Annotated in this window: 15 protein-coding genes; 10 read left to right on the top strand and 5 right to left on the bottom strand. The window is 68.9% G+C overall.

The features are described 5' to 3' along the window. The first annotated feature begins 111 nt into the window (after window positions 1–111). Window positions 112–2,460: a transglycosylase domain-containing protein gene (locus tag OG897_RS00970; protein ID WP_266651895.1), complete on the top strand. Its 2,349-nt coding sequence runs from the start codon at window positions 112–114 to the stop codon at window positions 2,458–2,460. A gap of 183 nt (window positions 2,461–2,643) precedes the next feature. Continuing rightward, window positions 2,644–4,137 (top strand): glycosyltransferase family 87 protein, encoded by a 1,494-nt coding sequence (locus OG897_RS00965; RefSeq protein ID WP_266651893.1) that lies wholly within the window; start codon window positions 2,644–2,646, stop codon window positions 4,135–4,137. A gap of 72 nt (window positions 4,138–4,209) precedes the next feature. Here OG897_RS00965 and OG897_RS00960 read toward each other — a convergent pair whose 3' ends face one another. The 3 genes from OG897_RS00960 to OG897_RS00950 form a co-directional block, all read right to left on the bottom strand. After that, window positions 4,210–5,241 carry an alanine racemase gene (locus OG897_RS00960; RefSeq protein WP_266651891.1) on the bottom strand — a complete coding sequence of 344 codons (1,032 nt, stop codon included), beginning with the start codon at window positions 5,239–5,241 and terminating at the stop codon, window positions 4,210–4,212. A 122-nt stretch (window positions 5,242–5,363) separates the two neighbouring features. Beyond that, complete coding sequence (locus tag OG897_RS00955; protein WP_266651889.1) at window positions 5,364–6,488, bottom strand: peptidoglycan bridge formation glycyltransferase FemA/FemB family protein; 1,125 nt, start codon at window positions 6,486–6,488, stop codon at window positions 5,364–5,366. 120 nt (window positions 6,489–6,608) lie between these two features. After that, window positions 6,609–6,929, bottom strand: coding sequence for a hypothetical protein (locus OG897_RS00950; RefSeq protein ID WP_266651887.1), 321 nt, complete (start codon window positions 6,927–6,929; stop codon window positions 6,609–6,611). A gap of 266 nt (window positions 6,930–7,195) precedes the next feature. Between OG897_RS00950 and rpsF the strand changes: the two genes are divergently transcribed. The 4 genes from rpsF (at window position 7,196) to rplI (ending at window position 8,929) form a co-directional block, all read left to right on the top strand. Beyond that, entirely contained in the window at window positions 7,196–7,486 is a 291-nt protein-coding gene (gene rpsF, locus OG897_RS00945; RefSeq protein WP_005482942.1) for a 30S ribosomal protein S6, read from the top strand. 88 nt (window positions 7,487–7,574) lie between these two features. Further along, window positions 7,575–8,183: a single-stranded DNA-binding protein gene (locus OG897_RS00940; protein ID WP_266651885.1), complete on the top strand. Its 609-nt coding sequence runs from the start codon at window positions 7,575–7,577 to the stop codon at window positions 8,181–8,183. A 44-nt stretch (window positions 8,184–8,227) separates the two neighbouring features. Continuing rightward, window positions 8,228–8,464, top strand: a complete 237-nt coding sequence (rpsR, locus tag OG897_RS00935; protein ID WP_003967857.1) for a 30S ribosomal protein S18 — start codon at window positions 8,228–8,230, stop codon at window positions 8,462–8,464. 18 nt (window positions 8,465–8,482) lie between these two features. Next, a complete protein-coding gene (gene rplI / locus OG897_RS00930) occupies window positions 8,483–8,929 on the top strand; it encodes a 50S ribosomal protein L9 (protein ID WP_266651883.1) in 447 nt (148 codons plus the stop codon). A gap of 159 nt (window positions 8,930–9,088) precedes the next feature. On the opposite strand, the gene OG897_RS00925 is transcribed toward rplI, so the two are convergent. Beyond that, window positions 9,089–10,426, bottom strand: a complete 1,338-nt coding sequence (locus OG897_RS00925; protein ID WP_266651881.1) for an MATE family efflux transporter — start codon at window positions 10,424–10,426, stop codon at window positions 9,089–9,091. 500 nt (window positions 10,427–10,926) lie between these two features. On the opposite strand from OG897_RS00925, the gene dnaB reads away from it, so the two are divergent. From dnaB to OG897_RS00905, 4 genes are all read left to right on the top strand, one after another. Beyond that, a complete protein-coding gene (dnaB, locus tag OG897_RS00920) occupies window positions 10,927–12,393 on the top strand; it encodes a replicative DNA helicase (RefSeq protein ID WP_266656466.1) in 1,467 nt (488 codons plus the stop codon). A 127-nt stretch (window positions 12,394–12,520) separates the two neighbouring features. Then, the gene (locus OG897_RS00915; RefSeq protein WP_266651879.1) at window positions 12,521–13,747 is read left to right on the top strand and encodes a MerR family transcriptional regulator; all 1,227 of its coding nucleotides are present in this window, start codon (window positions 12,521–12,523) and stop codon (window positions 13,745–13,747) included. Continuing rightward, window positions 13,737–14,369, top strand: a complete 633-nt coding sequence (locus tag OG897_RS00910) for a hypothetical protein (RefSeq protein WP_266651877.1) — start codon at window positions 13,737–13,739, stop codon at window positions 14,367–14,369. The genes OG897_RS00915 and OG897_RS00910 overlap by 11 nt, the downstream gene beginning before the upstream one ends. Before the next feature lie 56 nt (window positions 14,370–14,425). Continuing rightward, window positions 14,426–15,886, top strand: coding sequence for a serine hydrolase (locus tag OG897_RS00905; RefSeq protein ID WP_266651875.1), 1,461 nt, complete (start codon window positions 14,426–14,428; stop codon window positions 15,884–15,886). A 78-nt stretch (window positions 15,887–15,964) separates the two neighbouring features. Here the strand turns inward: OG897_RS00905 and OG897_RS00900 are convergent, their stop codons facing one another. Beyond that, on the bottom strand, window positions 15,965–16,423 hold the full coding sequence (locus tag OG897_RS00900) for a GNAT family N-acetyltransferase (RefSeq protein ID WP_266651873.1): 459 nt from the start codon (window positions 16,421–16,423) through the stop codon (window positions 15,965–15,967). Window positions 16,424–16,440: the final 17 nt, after the last annotated feature.

Here is a 16,440-nt window from a genome sequence, read left to right as displayed (position 1 = left end):
GAGGGTCCCGGCCGTGGAAGGGGCGGGCAGCCGCCGAGGAAGAAGAGGTTCATCGATTACCCGCGGTCCACGAAGTACGGGTGGCAGCGGTTCGTCCCGTCGTGGAAGCAGGTGACGGGGCTGTGCATCGGCTTCGTCGGTGCGGTCATGGCGGCGGGCAGCATCGCGTACGCCATGGTGGGCATGCCGGAGGTGCACGCGGCCGCCAAGGCGCAGAACAACGTGTACTACTGGGACGACGGCAAGCAGATGGTCGCCACCGGTGGTGAGTTCAACCGCCAGGAACTGGCCTACGACGAGATCCCTGCGGCCATGCGAACCGCGGTGATCTCTGCGGAGAACAAGTCCTTCAACGAGGACCCGGGCGTCGACCCCATGGGCATCCTGCGTGCCGTCGTCAACATGGCCAAGGGCGGGAACACCCAGGGCGGGTCGACGATCACCCAGCAGTACGTCAAGAACTCGATGCTCGGCCAGGAGCAGACCCTGGGCCGCAAGGTCAAGGAACTCCTGATCTCCATCAAGGTGGGGAGCGAGGTCGACAAAGAGAAGATCATGGCCGGCTACCTCAATGTCTCGTACTACGGGCGGGGCGCCTACGGGCTTCAGGCCGCTTCCCGCGCGTACTTCGACAAGGACGCCGACAAGCTCAACCCGAGCGAGTGTGCCTTCCTGGCCGCCGTACTCAAGGGTGCGACGTACTTCGACCCGGCGGGTGCCGAGGCCATTGACCCGGAGGCCACCCCGGAGAAGAACCGCAAGCGAGCCGAGGAGCGGTGGGGTTGGATCCTGAACGAAGAGGTGAATGACGGGCACCTCACCAAGGCGGAGCGGGCCAAGTATCCGACCTTCCCGAAGGTCAAGCAGCCCAAGAAGAACGCCCAGCTGAGCGGCCAGATCGGCTACTTGGTCGACTTGGCCAAGGCCAACTTCATCAACAACAACGACCGGGGCATCGACGCCAAGAAGCTGTCCGAGGGCGGATATCGGATCTACACCACCTTCAACAAGGACAAGGTGGCACGGCTGGAGAAGGCCGTGAAGAAGGTCTACGACAAGAAGATCAAGCCCGGTGACCGCCCCAAGACCGACACCCACGTCCAGTTCGGCGGTGCCTCGGTCGACCCCAAGAACGGGGCGATCGTCGCCGTCTACGGCGGCAACGACGCGACGAAGCACTTCACCAACAACGCTGACCAGACGGGTGCCCAGGTCGGCTCGACCTTCAAGCCGTTTGTGCTGGCCGCTGCCATGCAGCACGGCAAGCGCGACCCGGAAGGACCCAAGGAGCAGGGCGGTTCCCTGCGCACCCCGGTCTCCCCGAAGAGCGTGTACAACGGCGACAACAAGCTGAAGATCAAGCAGTACAACGGGGACGTCTGGCAGAACGAGAAGGGCCTGGAGTGGCTCCAGACCAACGACGGTCAGGAGTCCTACGGCAACATCGACCTCCGCGAGGCGATGCGCGTCTCAGCCAACTCTCCCTATGTGCAGCTCGGCATGGACGTGGGCATCAAGCAGGTCCGGGAAACGGCGAAGGCGGCGGGGCTTCTGGACTCCAGTCTCGCCAAGGGCGAGAACCCGTCGTTCTCCATCGGCATCTCCGACCCGAGTGCCATTCGCATGGCCGGTGCGTACGCCACTTTCGCGGCCAGCGGCGAGCAGAACGAGCCGTACTCCGTGAAGGAGGTGAAGTACAAGGGACAGCCTTTCTGGAAGCACGAGAAGAAGTCCAAATCCGGAGCGATCCCCGCCAACGTGGCCAACAACGTCACCGAGGTGCTGAAGAACGTCGTCGAGAAGGGCACCGGCTCCAACGCGAGGATCCCCGGTCGTGAGGTCGCCGGTAAGACCGGCACCACCGACGGCAACAAGTCCGCGTGGTTCGTGGGCTACACACCGGAGCTGTCGACGGCCATCGACATGTACCGACTGGACGACAACGCGGAGAACAAGAACCGCGCCTTCCTGGAGATGTTCGGCACAGGCGGCGAGGAGAAGATCCACGGAGCGTCCTTCCCCTCCCAGATCTGGCACGACTACATGGTCGGGGAGAAGGACACGGGCTCGAAGTTCCCCGTCCCCGAGCCCATCGGCGAGACGGTCTGGGGCGGCGGTGCCAAGAGCCCGGAGCCCACGCCGACCGAGGTGGCCGAGGAATCGCCCGAGGAATCGGCTCCGGCCGAGACGACGCCGCCCGTGTCGCCCCCGGCCCAGACCAAGCCCCCGAAGCCGCCCGGCCAGGGCGGCGAGGAGTGCGACATCTGGGACTGGGAATGCAAGCAGGGCCAGGACGGCGGCGGGAACAACACAGGGAACAACAACGGCGGCGCGGACGGCGGCGGCGACCCCGGCCGCCCGCCGGAGGAAACCCAGCCGCCCGGTGGTGACATCAGCGGTCAGGACGGGGGCAACGGCAACGGAAACGGTGGCAATGGCAACGGCGGCATCTTCGGATGACCCGGCTCCCGGCAAGCCCCCGGCCCTGACCCGTAGCGAGTAGAGCCCCGCCCAGGAGGGCCGTCGTACCGAGCAGTACGGTGCGGCGGCCCTCCGTCGTGCCCCGGGCCGGGAGGCCGTCCCGCACGGGCTGGGAGGGGGCCTGTGCCGTGCGTCCCGTCGTGCACAGCCCCGTACGGCAGGATGTCCCGCATGACGAGCGTGCACGAGGACCGGCCCGTACCACCCACGCGGCAGGACGACGTCGCCTCCGCGGGCAGTGAGCTCATCGGCGGACCCATCGGCCGGTGGGCCCGGCTCGGCGGCAGCCGGTTCGGCCCGGTGCGGGTCGTCGCGCTCGCGATGATCGGCATGTTCGCACTCGGCATGGTGCAGAAACTGCCCTGCTACAACTGGGCCTGGTTCCAGGGCGCCAGCTCCCAGTACACGCACGCCTGCTACTCCGACATCCCCCACCTGTTCGTCGGGCGGGGTTTCTCGGAAGACCTGTTGCCCTATTTCGACCGGCTCTCCGGGGACATGGACTTCCTCGAATATCCGGTGCTCACGGGCCTCTTCATGGAAGTCGCCTCCTGGTTCACCCCGGCCGGCGGGACGCTCCAGTACCGCGAGCAGATCTACTGGATCGTCAACTGCGCCATGCTGATGGTCTGCGCCGTCGTCATTGCGGTCTGTGTCGCCCGTACGCATCGCAGGCGTCCCTGGGACGGGCTCCTCGTGGCCCTCGCGCCCGCCTTCGCGCTCACCGCGACCATCAACTGGGACCTCTTCGCCATCGCCCTCACCGCAGCGGGCATGCTGATGTGGTCGCGGGGCCGGTCGCTGGCGTTCGGCATCCTCATCGGGCTCGCCACCGCGGCCAAGCTCTATCCCGTACTGCTGCTGGGACCGCTGTTCCTGGTCTGTCTGCGGGCCGGGAAATGGCGTGAATTCGGGGCGGCACTGCTCGGCACGGCGGCCTCATGGCTGCTCGTGAACCTGCCCGTCATGCTGGCGGCGCCCCAGGGATGGAAGAAGTTCTACAGCTTCAGCCAGGAGAGGGAGGTCGACTTCGGCTCGTTCTGGCTGATCATCAATCAGAGCACCGGTATCTCGCTCAAGCACGAGCAGGTCAACACGTACGCCATCGTGCTGATGGTGCTGGCGTGCGCCGGAATCGCCTGGCTCACGCTCACTGCCCCCCGGCGGCCGCGCTTCGCCCAGCTGGCCTTCCTGGTCGTCGCCGCGTTCATCCTCACCAACAAGGTCTATTCGCCGCAGTACGTCCTGTGGCTCATCCCCCTCGCCGCGCTCGCCCTGCCGCGCTGGCGGCACTTCCTCATCTGGCAGGCGTGCGAGGTCATGTACTTCCTGGGGATCTGGATGTACCTCGCCTACACGACCAGCGGCGACAAGCACCAGGGCCTGCCCACCGACGGCTACCACCTGGCGATCGCGCTGCACCTGGTCGGCACGCTGTACCTCTGCGCGGTCATCGTCCGCGACATCCTGCTGCCCGAGCGCGATGTGGTGCGGCGCGACGGCTCCGACGACCCCTCCGGGGGCGTGCTCGACCGGGCCCCCGACGTCTTCGCCTTCGGCCGTGCCGCGGTTCCGGGCCGGCGCGAGGCGCAGCAGGTCCAGGGGCCGCGCGTGCACTGGGGGATGCGTCAGGGCGGGACGACCGCCACCGACTGACTGCCATGTTTCACGTGAAACGGCCGGTGTTTCACGTGAAACACCGGCCGTCGAGGTCTGCTCAGGAACGTCTCAGCGGTCCATCAGACGGTCGAACTGCGTCGTGGTGTGCCGCAGGTGGGCCACCAGTTCGTCGCCCACCTTCGGCTCCGTCGCATCGGACGGTACGAACAGGATCGACACCTGCATGTGCGGCGGCTCCGCGAACCAGCGCTGCTTGCCCGCCCAGACGAACGGCGACAGGTTCCGGTTCACCGTCGCCAGTCCGGCCCGCGCCACGCCCTTGGCGCGGGGCATCATGCCGTGCAGCGCCTTCGGGGCCTCCAGGCCCACCCCGTGCGAGGTGCCGCCCGCGACGACCACCAGCCAGCCGTCGGACGCCACCTTCTGCTGCCGGTAGCCGAACCTGTCGCCCTTGGACACCGCCGTGACGTCCAGCACGGAGCCCCGGTACTCCGTCGCGTCATGGTCGCCCAGCCACAGCCGGGTGCCGATCCGAGCCCGGAACCGCGTCTGCGGGAACTGCTGCTGAAGCCGTGCCTGCTCTTCCGCCTTGAGGTGGCTGACGAACATGGTGTGCAGCGGCAGCCGGGCGGCACGCAGGCGGTCCATCCACGTGATGACCTCTTCGACCGCGTCGGACCCGTCCGTGCGGTCCAGCGGAAGATGCAGCGCAAATCCTTCGAGGCGTACGTCCTCGATCGCGGCGTGCAACTGCGCGAGTTCGGACTCCTTGACGCCGTGGCGCTTCATCGAGCTCATGCACTCGATGACGACCCGGGCGCCCACCAGGGCGTGCACCCCGTCCACGGACGACACCGAACGGATGACCCGGTCGGGCAGCGGCACCGGCTCCTCGCCCCGCCGGAACGGGGTCAGCACCAGCAGGTCGCCGCTGAACCAGTCCTTGATCCGGGCCGCCTCGTACGTCGTCCCGACGGCGAGGATGTCCGAGCTGAAGCGCGTCACCTCCTCCGCGAGACGCTCGTGCCCGAAGCCGTAGCCATTGCCCTTGCAGACCGGAACCAGGCCCGGGAACTGCTCGATCACGGACTTCTGGTGCGCCCGCCAGCGCGCGGTGTCGACGGAGAGAGTGAGCGCCATGAGCCGGTCCGGAACCTTTCCTGTTGCTGCGGTGTATCAGAGGTATGAAACGTACGAGGGCCGCGGAGGCCCGGACATCAGGAGCCCGGGCGTCAGAACCCCGGACGGCAGGAGCCCGGAGATCAGCGGCGCGACATGTAGACGTCGAGCGCCTTGTGGAGCAGCTTGTTGAGCGGGAAGTCCCACTCGCCGAGGTACTGGGCGGCCTCGCCGCCCGTGCCCACCTTGAACTGGATCAGGCCGAAGAGGTGGTCCGTCTCGTCCAGCGAGTCCGAGATGCCGCGCAGGTCGTAGACCGAGGCGCCCATCGCGTAGGCGTCCCGGAGCATCCGCCACTGCATGGCGTTGGACGGGCGCACCTCGCGGCCGATGTTGTCGGAGGCGCCGTAGGAGTACCAGACGTGACCGCCGACGACGAGCATCGTCGCTGCGGAGAGGTTGACCCCGTTGTGGCGGGCGAAGTACAGCCGCATCCGGTTGGGGTCCTCGGTGTTGAGGGCCGACCACATGCGCTGGAAGTACGCCAGGGGGCGGGGCCGGAAGTGGTCGCGGACCGCCGTGATCTCGTACAGCCGCTGCCATTCGGCCAAGTCCTGGTAACCGCCTTGGACGACCTCGACACCGGCCTTCTCGGCCTTCTTGATGTTGCGGCGCCAGAGCTGGTTGAAGCCCTTGTGGACGTCTTCGAGCGAGCGGTTCGCGAGCGGGACCTGGAAGACGTAGCGGGGCTGCGCGTCACCGAAACCGGCGCCGTCGTCCTCGCCCTGCTGCCAGCCCATCTTGCGCAGGCGGTCCGCCACTTCGAAGGCACGCGGCTCGATGTGGGTGGCCTCGACGTCGCGCAGGCGCTTCACGTCCGGGTCCTGGATGCCCGACTTGATGGCTGCGGCGTTCCACCGGCGGATGACGACCGGGGGGCCCATCTTCACGGAGAAGGCGCCCTGCTGCTTGAGGTGCGCCAGCATCGGCTGGAGCCAGTCGTCCAGGTTCGGGGCGTACCAGTTGATGACCGGGCCCTCGGGAAGGTAGGCCAAGTAGCGCTTGATCTTGGGAAGTTGGCGGTACAGCACCAGGCCGGCGCCGACCAGCTCGCCGGTACGGCTGTCGATCCAGCCCAGGCTCTCCGAGCGCCATTCAGCCTTCACGTCGGCCCACGCCGGGACCTGCATGTGGCTTGCCGCGGGCAGGCTCTGGATGTACGCCAGATGCTGCTCTCGGGTGATGGTCCGAAGGGTCAGGCTCGTCATGCGGGGCGCTCCTCGGCAGGTGTGTCCCCATGGGGTCAGGGGCTCCGGCTCTCGCGCCGAAGCCTACTGGGCCGATGGAGCGCCCCGTCCGGCCCTGCCTGGCCGAATTCGCCGCCGGGATCAGCCCAGTACGCCGCCGAAGAGTCCGCCGTGCGCCATCCCGAGGAAGAAACCGAGCGCCGAGGCGCCCAGCCCGAGGATGAGCAGGAAGCGCTCGCGGGTGGTCTCCGAGATGAACTGGCCGTAGCCGCCCGTGACGATGCCGACGAGTCCGGCCCACGAGGACAGCAGGTGCAGGTTGTGGAACATCGCCGTCACCAGGGCCAGCGCTCCCAGCACCAGCGTCACCCCCATCAGGGTGTCCTGGAGCGGATGGGACTTCCCGTCGGTCGCGAAGAGCGAGGGGCTGGGGGAAGGGACACGACGCATTGCCTGTGCCATGAGGCACCTCCTGGCAGAAGGCGGCGCACTGTAACGCCGCTCACACCCGATGTGTACAGATTGCGGCCACTCGGGGCCCGATTTCAACCGGAAGCCTCTCTACGGGTACTCTGGACGGTCTGCACCGGTGTCACCCCTGCCCTAAACGTCTCCGTGGGACTTTTCCCGCGGGATTGTCAGTGGCAGCCGATACCGTTGCGTACGCATCACGACCCTCCTGCCACGGAACGACCGTGGCCGCTGAGTCCAAAGGAGGTGGGTTCCACATGCGTCACTACGAAGTGATGGTCATCCTCGACCCCGATCTGGAGGAGCGCGCTGTCGCCCCCCTGATCGAGAACTTCCTCTCCGTCGTCCGTGAGGGCAACGGAAAGGTCGAGAAGGTCGACACCTGGGGCCGTCGTCGTCTGTCCTACGAGATCAAGAAGAAGCCCGAGGGCATCTACTCGGTCATCGACCTTCAGGCCGAGCCTGCGGTCGTCAAGGAGCTCGACCGACAGATGAACCTGAACGAGTCGGTCCTCCGGACCAAGGTCCTCCGCCCCGAGACCCACTGAACTTCGGTTCAGCGGTAATCGGGATCGAGTAGCACCCCACCAGCAGCACCACAGCTTTCCGCAGCAATCCCCGCCGAGAGGTTCACCCATGGCAGGCGAGACCGTCATCACGGTCGTCGGCAATCTCGTCGACGACCCCGAGCTGCGCTTCACCCCGTCCGGTGCGGCGGTCGCGAAGTTCCGTGTCGCGTCCACTCCCCGCATCTTCGACAAGCAGACCAATGAGTGGAAGGACGGCGATGGCCTGTTCCTCACCTGCTCGGTCTGGCGTCAGGCGGCGGAGAACGTCGCGGAGTCGCTCCAGCGAGGCATGCGCGTCATCGTGCAGGGCCGGCTGAAGCAGCGGTCCTACGAGGACCGTGAGGGCATCAAGCGCACGGTCTACGAACTGGACGTCGAGGAAGTCGGCCCCAGCCTCAAGACCGCGACGGCCAAGGTCACCAAGACCTCCGGCCGTGGCGGCCAGGGTGGCGGCGGCGGATTCGGCGGCGGTGGCCAGCAGGGTGGCGGCGGCGGCAACTGGGGCGGAGGCTCCGGTGGCGGCCAGCAGGGCGGCGGAGCTCCCTCCGACGACCCCTGGGCGTCCAGCGCGCCGGCCGGTGGGCAGCCGCCGCAGGGCGGGGGTGGCTGGGGTGGAAACTCCGGCAACTCCGGCTCCGGCGGCGGCGGTGGCTACTCGGACGAGCCTCCCTTCTAGGGCAGCTCGTACCACCCACTTCTTGATCACACAGGAGAAACACCATGGCGAAGCCGCCTGTGCGCAAGCCTAAGAAGAAGGTCTGCGCGTTCTGCAAGGACAAGACCCAGTACGTGGACTACAAGGACACGAACATGCTGCGGAAGTTCATTTCCGACCGCGGCAAGATCCGTGCCCGCCGCGTTACCGGCAACTGCACGCAGCACCAGCGTGACGTCGCCACGGCCGTCAAGAACAGCCGTGAGATGGCGCTGCTGCCCTACACGTCCACCGCGCGATAAGGAAAGGGTGACCGAAAAATGAAGATCATCCTGACCCACGAGGTCTCCGGCCTCGGTACCGCTGGCGACGTCGTCGACGTCAAGGACGGCTACGCTCGCAACTACCTGGTTCCCCGTGGCTTCGCGCTGCGCTGGACCAAGGGTGGCGAGAAGGACGTGGCGCAGATCCGCCGCGCCCGCAAGATCCACGAGATCGCGACCATCGAGCAGGCCAACGAAGTCAAGGCCAAGCTTGAGGGCACGAAGGTCAGCCTGTCCGTTCGCTCCGGCGACGCGGGCCGTCTCTTCGGCTCCGTGACCCCCGCCGACGTCGCTGCCGCGATCGTCGCCGCCGGTGGTCCGAAGGTCGACAAGCGCAGCGTCGAGCTGGGCTCCCCGATCAAGACCCTTGGTTCGTACCAGGTCTCCGTGCGTCTGCACGCTGACGTGGCCGCGAAGCTCGGCGTCGAGGTCGTCGCTGCCTGAGTGCAGCACGCCCCGGCCTGAGAAGGTCTGAGCATGAGGAAGGGCCGCATTCCCTCGGGGGTGCGGCCCTTTTGCATGGGCGGATATTTCACGTGAAACGGGAGGGCTTCACCGGAGCATCCGGCTCAGGATGTTTCACGTGAAACATGCGGTGGCGCGTCAGCGCGTGGCGCCCGTGACGATCCAGCGGCCCGAGCGGGTCCGCCACCACAAGGTGGCCATCCGCACCACCATCATCAGGACCATCGCCCACCACAGCGCCGTCAGACCGCCGCCCAGTTTCGGCACCAGCAGTGCCACCGGGGCGAACACCGCGAGCGTGGCCAGCATCGCCCATGCCAGGTACGGGCCGTCGCCCGCGCCCATCAGTACGCCGTCGAGCACGAAGACCACGCCCGAGATCGGCTGGCTGACCGCCACCACCAGAAGAGCGGGCAGCAGGATGTCCCGTACGACCTGGTCGCTGGTGAAGAGGGGGACGAACAGGGGGCGGGACAGCACGACCAGGATGCCGAGCACCACACCGGCCGCGATTCCCCACTCCACCATCCGACGGCAGGCGGCCCGTGCGCCATCTTCGTCGCCCGCGCCCAGGTAGCGGCCGATGATGGACTGTCCCGCGATGGCGATGGCGTCCAGGGCGAAGGCGAGCAGGCTCCACAGGGTCAGGATGATCTGGTGCGCTGCCACGTCCGCGTCGCCGAGGCGGGCGGCGACGGCCGTCGCGATCATCAGTACCGCGCGCAGCGACAGCGTACGGACGAGGAGGGGTGCTCCGGCCTGGGCTGAGGCCCTGATTCCGGCGGCGTCCGGTCGCAGGGAGGCCCCGTGCCGCCGGGCGCCGCGGACGACGACCACGAGGTAGACGGCGGCCATGGCCCATTGCGCGGCCACGGTTCCCCAGGCCGAACCGGCGATGCCGAGCCCGAAGCCGTAGACGAGGAGCACGTTGAGGATGCCGTTGGCGACGAAGCCGCCGATGGCGACGTACAGCGGCGTCTTCGTGTCCTGGAGGCCGCGCAGGACGCCGGTAGCGGCCAGCACGACGAGCATCGCGGGGATGCCGAGGCTGGAGATGCGCAGGTACGTGACGGCGTAGGGGGCGGCCGTGTCGGAGGCGCCGAAGAGGTCGACCAGGCCGGGTGCGCCCGGCAGGACGGCGGCGATGACGACCGCGCCCAGGAGGAGGGCCAGCCAGATGCCGTCCATGCCCTGGCGGATGGCGGCGGCGAGGTCGCCCGCGCCGACCCTCCGGGAGACGGCTGCGGTGGTCGCGTACGCGAGGAACACGAAGATGCTCACCGCGGTGGTGAGCAGTGCCGAGGCGATGCCGAGCCCGGCCAGCTGGGGGGTTCCGAGGTGGCCGACGATGGCGCTGTCGGCCATCAGGAAGAGGGGCTCGGCGACGAGTGCGCCGAAGGCGGGCAGGGCGAGCGCGACGATCTCGCGGTCGTGCCGACGGCGGCCTGCTTTCGGTGCCGAGGGAGCCTGTGTCATGGCCTCAATCTAATCTTCCACAGGTAAGAGATGCAATGGCTTTGGGACCCTTACCGATCGCCGTTGTCCGGCCTGCGGTGTGCGCCGTTTGAAGTGATCTTGGCCTGCGGGAGAAAGTTTTTCTCCCCCACAGCCGGTGGACGGTGTTTTCGCAGGTCAGATGGGTGACCACGGAAGTGCTGTGAACTTGTCCACAGCACTGTCCCCCGCTCCGTGCACAGGTTCGGGCAAGTTCTCCACAGCGATGGCCGACTTTCTCACAGGCCCTGTGGATAACCAGATTGGCTGACGGTGCCGACGGGCCTACCGTGGACCGGCGCCCGCCCTGTCTTCCGGCCGGATGCAGGTCCCGGGAACCGCCGGGAATCTTGCCGTACACGATCTGCCGGAAGCGGAAGTCGGGCGTCTCATTTGTCGGAGCTGTGCCGTAAGAAAGAGTGGCACAGCGAGGTCCGCGGAGCGGACGGGAGGAGGTGGGCCCGGTGACGATTTCCGAGCCCTTGGACGACCCCTGGGCCGACAGCGGTCCGGGTGACCGTCTGCCCGCCCGTAAGCGGAACGGCGACGGCGGACGCGGACGGGACGACCGGCACGACCGCGGCTCCGACGCGGGCGGCGGCTGGGACGGCGGCGGAGGCAGCGGATTCGAGCGCGTGCCCCCACAGGACCTGGACGCGGAGCAGTCGGTGCTCGGCGGCATGCTGCTGTCCAAGGACGCCATCGCGGACGTCGTCGAGGTCCTCAAGGGCCACGACTTCTACAAGCCCGCGCACGAGACCGTCTTCCAGGCGATCCTCGACCTGTACGCGAAGGGCGAGCCCGCCGACCCGATCACGGTCAGCGCCGAGCTCACCAAACGCGGCGAGATCACCAAGGTCGGCGGCGCCCCGTACCTGCACACGCTCGTGCAGTCGGTGCCGACGGCGGCCAACGCCGAGTACTACGCGGAGATCGTCCACGAGCGGGCGGTGTTGCGCCGCCTCGTCGAGGCGGGCACGAAGATCACGCAGATGGGATACGCGGGCGACGGCGACGTCGACGAGATCGTCAACTCCGCGCAGGCCGAGATCTACGCCGTCACCGAACAGCGCACGTCCGAGGACTACGCGCCGCTCGGCGACATCATGGAGGGCGCGCTCGACGAGATCGAGGCGATCGGCTCCCGCAGCGGCCAGATGTCGGGTGTGCCGACGGGCTTCACCGACCTGGACTCGCTGACCAACGGCCTGCACCCGGGCCAGATGATCGTCATCGCGGCTCGACCCGCGATGGGCAAGTCGACTCTCGCGCTGGACTTCGCCCGTGCCTGTTCGATTCAGAACAACATGGCCAGCGTGATCTTCTCGCTCGAAATGGGCCGCAACGAGATCGCGATGCGTCTGCTGTCGGCGGAGGCACGGGTGGCGCTGCACCACATGCGCTCGGGTTCGATGACGGACGACGACTGGACTCGGCTCGCCCGCCGGATGCCGGACGTCTCGGCCGCACCGCTGTTCATCGACGACTCCCCGAACCTCTCCATGATGGAGATCCGCGCGAAGTGCCGTCGCCTCAAGCAGCGGCAGGACATCAAGCTGGTCATCATCGATTACCTCCAGCTCATGCAGGCCGGCGGCTCCAAGCGCAGCGAGAGCCGCCAGCAGGAGGTCTCGGACATGTCGCGAAACCTGAAGCTGCTGGCCAAGGAGCTGGAGGTGCCGGTGATCGCGCTGTCCCAGCTCAACCGTGGCCCCGAGCAGCGGACGGACAAGAAGCCGATGGTCTCCGACCTGCGTGAATCCGGCTCGATCGAGCAGGACGCGGACATGGTGATCCTGTTGCACCGCGAGGACGCGTACGAGAAGGAGTCGCCGCGAGCGGGCGAGGCGGACATCATCGTCGGCAAGCACCGAAACGGCCCTACGGCGACGATCACGGTGGCCTTCCAGGGCCACTACTCGCGCTTCGTGGACATGGCGCAGACCTGATGCCTGTGGAGAACACCACCTTCGACATGCCTCGCCACTGCTGCCGACGGGACTGGGGTCGCTGACAGGCATCCTCTGACCTGCGGGTTTTGACCTTCAGGTGGCTTGAGGGTCAAGAATCGCGGCCATGGACACGAGACCTGTGGGTGAGGCGGAGGACGACGCCGGTGGGGCGTCGCTGAGCATCGGCGTGTTCGCCCGGAGGGTGGGGCTGGCGCCGAGTGCGCTGCGGTTCTACGACGACTGCGGGGTGCTGCGTCCCGCGCGGGTGGACGGCGGCACCGGGTACCGGTTCTACGCGCCCGAGCAGACCGCGCGGGCCGTACTGGTGCGGCGGCTGCGGGAGGCGGGGCTGCCGTTGGTGGACGCGACGGTCGTGCTGGACGGGCCGCCGGAGGACGCCCGGTCCGTGCTGGAGGGGCATGCGCGGCGGACGCGGGACACCGCGCGGGCCGCGGGTGCGCTCATTGAGGAGATCCTGCGGGAGCTGCCGGAGGTCTGGACTCCGGATGAGGAGGGCGGGAGGGAAGGCCCTGTCACTGTCCGGCTGGGCGGTGCCGAACTGTCCAGTGCGGTGCGACAGGTGCTCTCGGCGGTCGCCACGGGGGCCGTGCGCGAGGAGTTCCCGGTGCTCGGCTGCGTACTGGTCGAGTGCGAGGGGAGCGAGGTGCGGCTGGTCGCCACGGACCGGTATCGGCTGGTCGTACGGGTGCTGCGGGCGTCCGAGGCGACCGGCGGTCCGGACCGCGTGCTGGTGCGCGCGGACGAACTGCGCGAGGTGGGGGCGTGGGCGCTGCGGGCCGACGAGGTGGAGTGGTGGTCCGACGGCGGCGGCCGGAGCGCCTGCGTCCGGATGGTGGGGATTGGTGCGGTTTCCGAGGAGCCGCGAGCACTGTCGCCGTACGGGGAAGGGGAGTTCCCTGCGTACCGGACGGTGCTGGAAGGACTGTCGCAGGTACGTCACCGGGTGATCGTCGAGCGGGCGGTGCTGAGGGAGTTCCTGGTGGGCGCGGGAGGGCCGGTGGTGCTGCGGACCGGGCCGGGCGGTGCGCTGCACTGCGCGGGGCCGTGCGGGTCGGCCGAGCTGCGCGCGGTGTGCACGGGGCCGGAGCCCGGGGTGCGGATCGCGTTCGACGTGGAGGTGCTGCTCCAGGCGCTGGATGCCGCGGTGGGTCCGGACGTACTGCTGGAGATCGCTTCGGCACAGGAACCGGTGGTGGTGCGGTCGGCGGACCAGGGGAGTTTCACGACGCTGGTGATGCCGGTGCGGGACCCGGGCGAGCCGGTGCGGAGTACGAGTGAGTCGGTGCGGTGCGCGAGTGGAGAGAGCGGGGGCGAGGACGGTGGACGCTGAGAATCCGGTGGTGGCGCTGTGCGCACGGGGGATGCGGGCCGAGGCGGACGGGCGTGCGGACGAGGCGCGGCGGCTCTTCGAGCAGGCGTGGGGGAGCGCCGTCGACGACTACGACGCCTGTGTCGCCGCGCACTATCTGGCCCGCCAGCAGCCGTCCCCCGAGAAGACGTTGCGCTGGAACCGTGCGTGCCTGGAGCGCGCGGACCTGGTCGGCGACGCGAGGGTCGCGGGCTTCTATCCGTCGCTGCACCTCAACATGGCGAAGTCGTACGGGGACCTGGGCGATCGGGACCGGGCGCGCGAGCACTGGGAGCAGGCGGCGGCGCACATCGACGCCGTGCCCGCCGGGCCGTACGGGGACTGGGTACGGTTCGCGATCCGGGAGGGGCTGCGGGAGGGGGCCGCCGATACGGGCGGGGTGCTGGCGGACCTCGTGGCGCGGTGGTGTGCGAGGGCGGAGCTGAAGGCGTTGGGGCTGGTACTGCCCGCGTACGTCGGCGATCTGGGGTCGGCGGCCGACCGGGAGCGACTGGTGTCGGCGTTGCGGATGGTGCACGCGGGGCGGTGGTTGCCGGAGGAGGAACAGGGGCTCCTGGGAAGGGAGTTGGCGGAGCGTGAGTGATCCTCTCGCGCGGATCTCATTCGACGGGCAGGAGGGAGCCGGGATAGTTGTGTCGCATGAACACTTCTGCGAACGCCACCCCGGAGCACGAGTTTTCCGACCTCCTTCCGAGCACTCGTCGTTCCCTCCTCCGCCGTGTCGCCGCCGCCCAGGCCGAGGGCCGCGCACCGTCGCTGACAGCGGCCGTGCTGCGGGACGGGCGGCTCGTGTGGAGCGGGGTGCGCGGCACGGAGGTCGACGGACGGGCGCCCGGGCCGGACGACCAGTACCGGATCGGGTCGATCACCAAGACGTTCACCGCGGTGCTGGTGATGCGCCTGCGCGACGAGGGGCTGCTGGACCTCGCGGACCCGCTGGAGAAGCACGTGCCGGGCACCGGCGCCGGAGACGTCATGATCCGTCAGCTCCTCGGTCACACCGCGGGGCTGGCGGCCGAGACGTCCGGCCCCTGGTGGGAGCGGACGCCCGGCACGCTGCGCCCGGACCTGGCCGACGTGCTCGGTGACGTACGAGACGGTGGCGTACGAGATGGTGACGTACGAGCGGAAGTGGCGCGTCCGCATGAGGTCGGGCGGATCTTCCACTACTCCAACCCCGGCTACACGCTGCTCGGCGCACTGGTCGAGGCGGTGCGCGGGGTGCCGTGGGCGGAGGCCGTGCGGCGGGAGATCACGGAGCCGCTCGGGCTGACCCGGACGAGCGCGCAGCCCGAGGCGCCGTATGCGGAGGGCTGGGCGGTGCACCCCTGGGCGGACGTACTCCTTCCGGAACCGGTGGAGGACCTGGGGCTGATGGCGCCCGCGGGGCAGCTGTGGTCGACGGCCGGGGACCTGTGCCGGTTCGGGGCCTTCCTGCTGGCGGGCGACGAGCAGGTGCTGAGTGCGGACTCGGTACGGGAGATGCGGGTCCCTGCGGCGCCGCTGGAGGCCGGGAGCTGGGACGGCACGTACGGGCTCGGAGTGCAGGTGATCCGGGCCGGAGGGCGGGAACTGATCGGGCACGGCGGTTCGTTGCCGGGATACGTGGCTGCGCTGTGGGTGGACGTCACCGATGGTGTGTCGGCCGCGGCGCTGGCCAACGCGACGTCGGGGCCTGCGACCGGGGCGGTGGCGGCGGAGCTCGCCCTCCTGGTCGCCGAGGCGGAGCCGGGTATTCCGGAGCCGTGGCGTCCGCTGGCAAAGGGCGATGTGGATGCGGCGCTGCTGGAGCTGACCGGGGCCTGGTACTGGGGCACGCTCGCCTTCGGGCTGCGTCTGACGGCTGACGGCGGCCTCTCGCTGGGCAAGCTGGACGGCAGCGCGGGCCGGAACTCGCGCTTCCTGGCGCGGCCGGACGGAACATGGATCGGGCTCGACGGGTATTACGCCGGGGAGACGCTGCGGGTCGTGCGGAAGCCGGAGGACGGCACGGTGAGCCATCTCGACGTGGCGTCGTTCGTCTTCACCCGGGAGGTGTACGAGCCGGACGCTCCGGTTCCGGGCGGCGTGGACGCGCGGGGGTGGCGGGGGATCGGCTAGCGCCTGTCCGGCGGGCCTGGCTGCGCGAGGGGCGCGGCACCGGCCCTGGTGCCGCGCCCGGTGCCGCGCCCCGCCCGGTCAGAGCTGGAGCTTAAAGCCCACGTGGGACGCGGTGAAGCCGAGCCGCTCGTAGAAGCGGTGGGCGTCCTTCCGGCTGATGTCCGAGGTCAGCTGCACCAACTGGCAGCCCCGGGCACGGGATTCCTCGATGGCCCACTCGATGAACCGGGTGCCCAGACCGCTGCCGCGCTCGTCGGCGTGGACGCGTACGGCCTCGATGATCGAGCGGGTCGCGCCCTTGCGGGAGAGGCCCGGCACCAGGGTGAGCTGGAGGGTGCCGACGACGCGTCCTTCGCGCTCGGCGACGACGAGCAGTTGGTTCGGGTCCTCCGCGAGGCGTTTGAACGCCTCGGTGTACGGGGTGAGGTCGTCGGGGGACTCGCGCTGCTCGCCGAGCGGGTCGGCGGCGAGCATCGCGACGATGGCGGGCAGGTCGGCCTCGACGGAGGGGCGTATGCGGAGGTCTTCGGCAGTCATGGCCGCAGATTACGCAG

The organism is Streptomyces sp. NBC_00237, assembly GCF_026342435.1.
GTDB lineage: Bacteria > Actinomycetota > Actinomycetes > Streptomycetales > Streptomycetaceae > Streptomyces.
Note: the sequence above shows the minus strand (reverse complement) of the source record. Positions and strands in the feature narration are given on the sequence as shown.

Excerpts from the sequence above, each read along its gene's own strand:
- OG897_RS00965 (WP_266651893.1), top strand. The coding sequence starts at position 2,644 with ATGTCCCGCATGACGAGCGTGCACGAGGACCGGCCCGTACCACCCACG.
- OG897_RS00960 (WP_266651891.1), bottom strand. The coding sequence starts at position 5,241 with ATGGCGCTCACTCTCTCCGTCGACACCGCGCGCTGGCGGGCGCACCAG.
- OG897_RS00955 (WP_266651889.1), bottom strand. The coding sequence starts at position 6,488 with ATGACGAGCCTGACCCTTCGGACCATCACCCGAGAGCAGCATCTGGCG.
- OG897_RS00950 (WP_266651887.1), bottom strand. The coding sequence starts at position 6,929 with ATGGCACAGGCAATGCGTCGTGTCCCTTCCCCCAGCCCCTCGCTCTTC.
- rpsF (WP_005482942.1), top strand. The coding sequence starts at position 7,196 with ATGCGTCACTACGAAGTGATGGTCATCCTCGACCCCGATCTGGAGGAG.
- OG897_RS00940 (WP_266651885.1), top strand. The coding sequence starts at position 7,575 with ATGGCAGGCGAGACCGTCATCACGGTCGTCGGCAATCTCGTCGACGAC.
- rpsR (WP_003967857.1), top strand. The coding sequence starts at position 8,228 with ATGGCGAAGCCGCCTGTGCGCAAGCCTAAGAAGAAGGTCTGCGCGTTC.
- rplI (WP_266651883.1), top strand. The coding sequence starts at position 8,483 with ATGAAGATCATCCTGACCCACGAGGTCTCCGGCCTCGGTACCGCTGGC.
- OG897_RS00925 (WP_266651881.1), bottom strand. The coding sequence starts at position 10,426 with ATGACACAGGCTCCCTCGGCACCGAAAGCAGGCCGCCGTCGGCACGAC.
- OG897_RS00915 (WP_266651879.1), top strand. The coding sequence starts at position 12,521 with ATGGACACGAGACCTGTGGGTGAGGCGGAGGACGACGCCGGTGGGGCG.
- OG897_RS00905 (WP_266651875.1), top strand. The coding sequence starts at position 14,426 with ATGAACACTTCTGCGAACGCCACCCCGGAGCACGAGTTTTCCGACCTC.
- OG897_RS00900 (WP_266651873.1), bottom strand. The coding sequence starts at position 16,423 with ATGACTGCCGAAGACCTCCGCATACGCCCCTCCGTCGAGGCCGACCTG.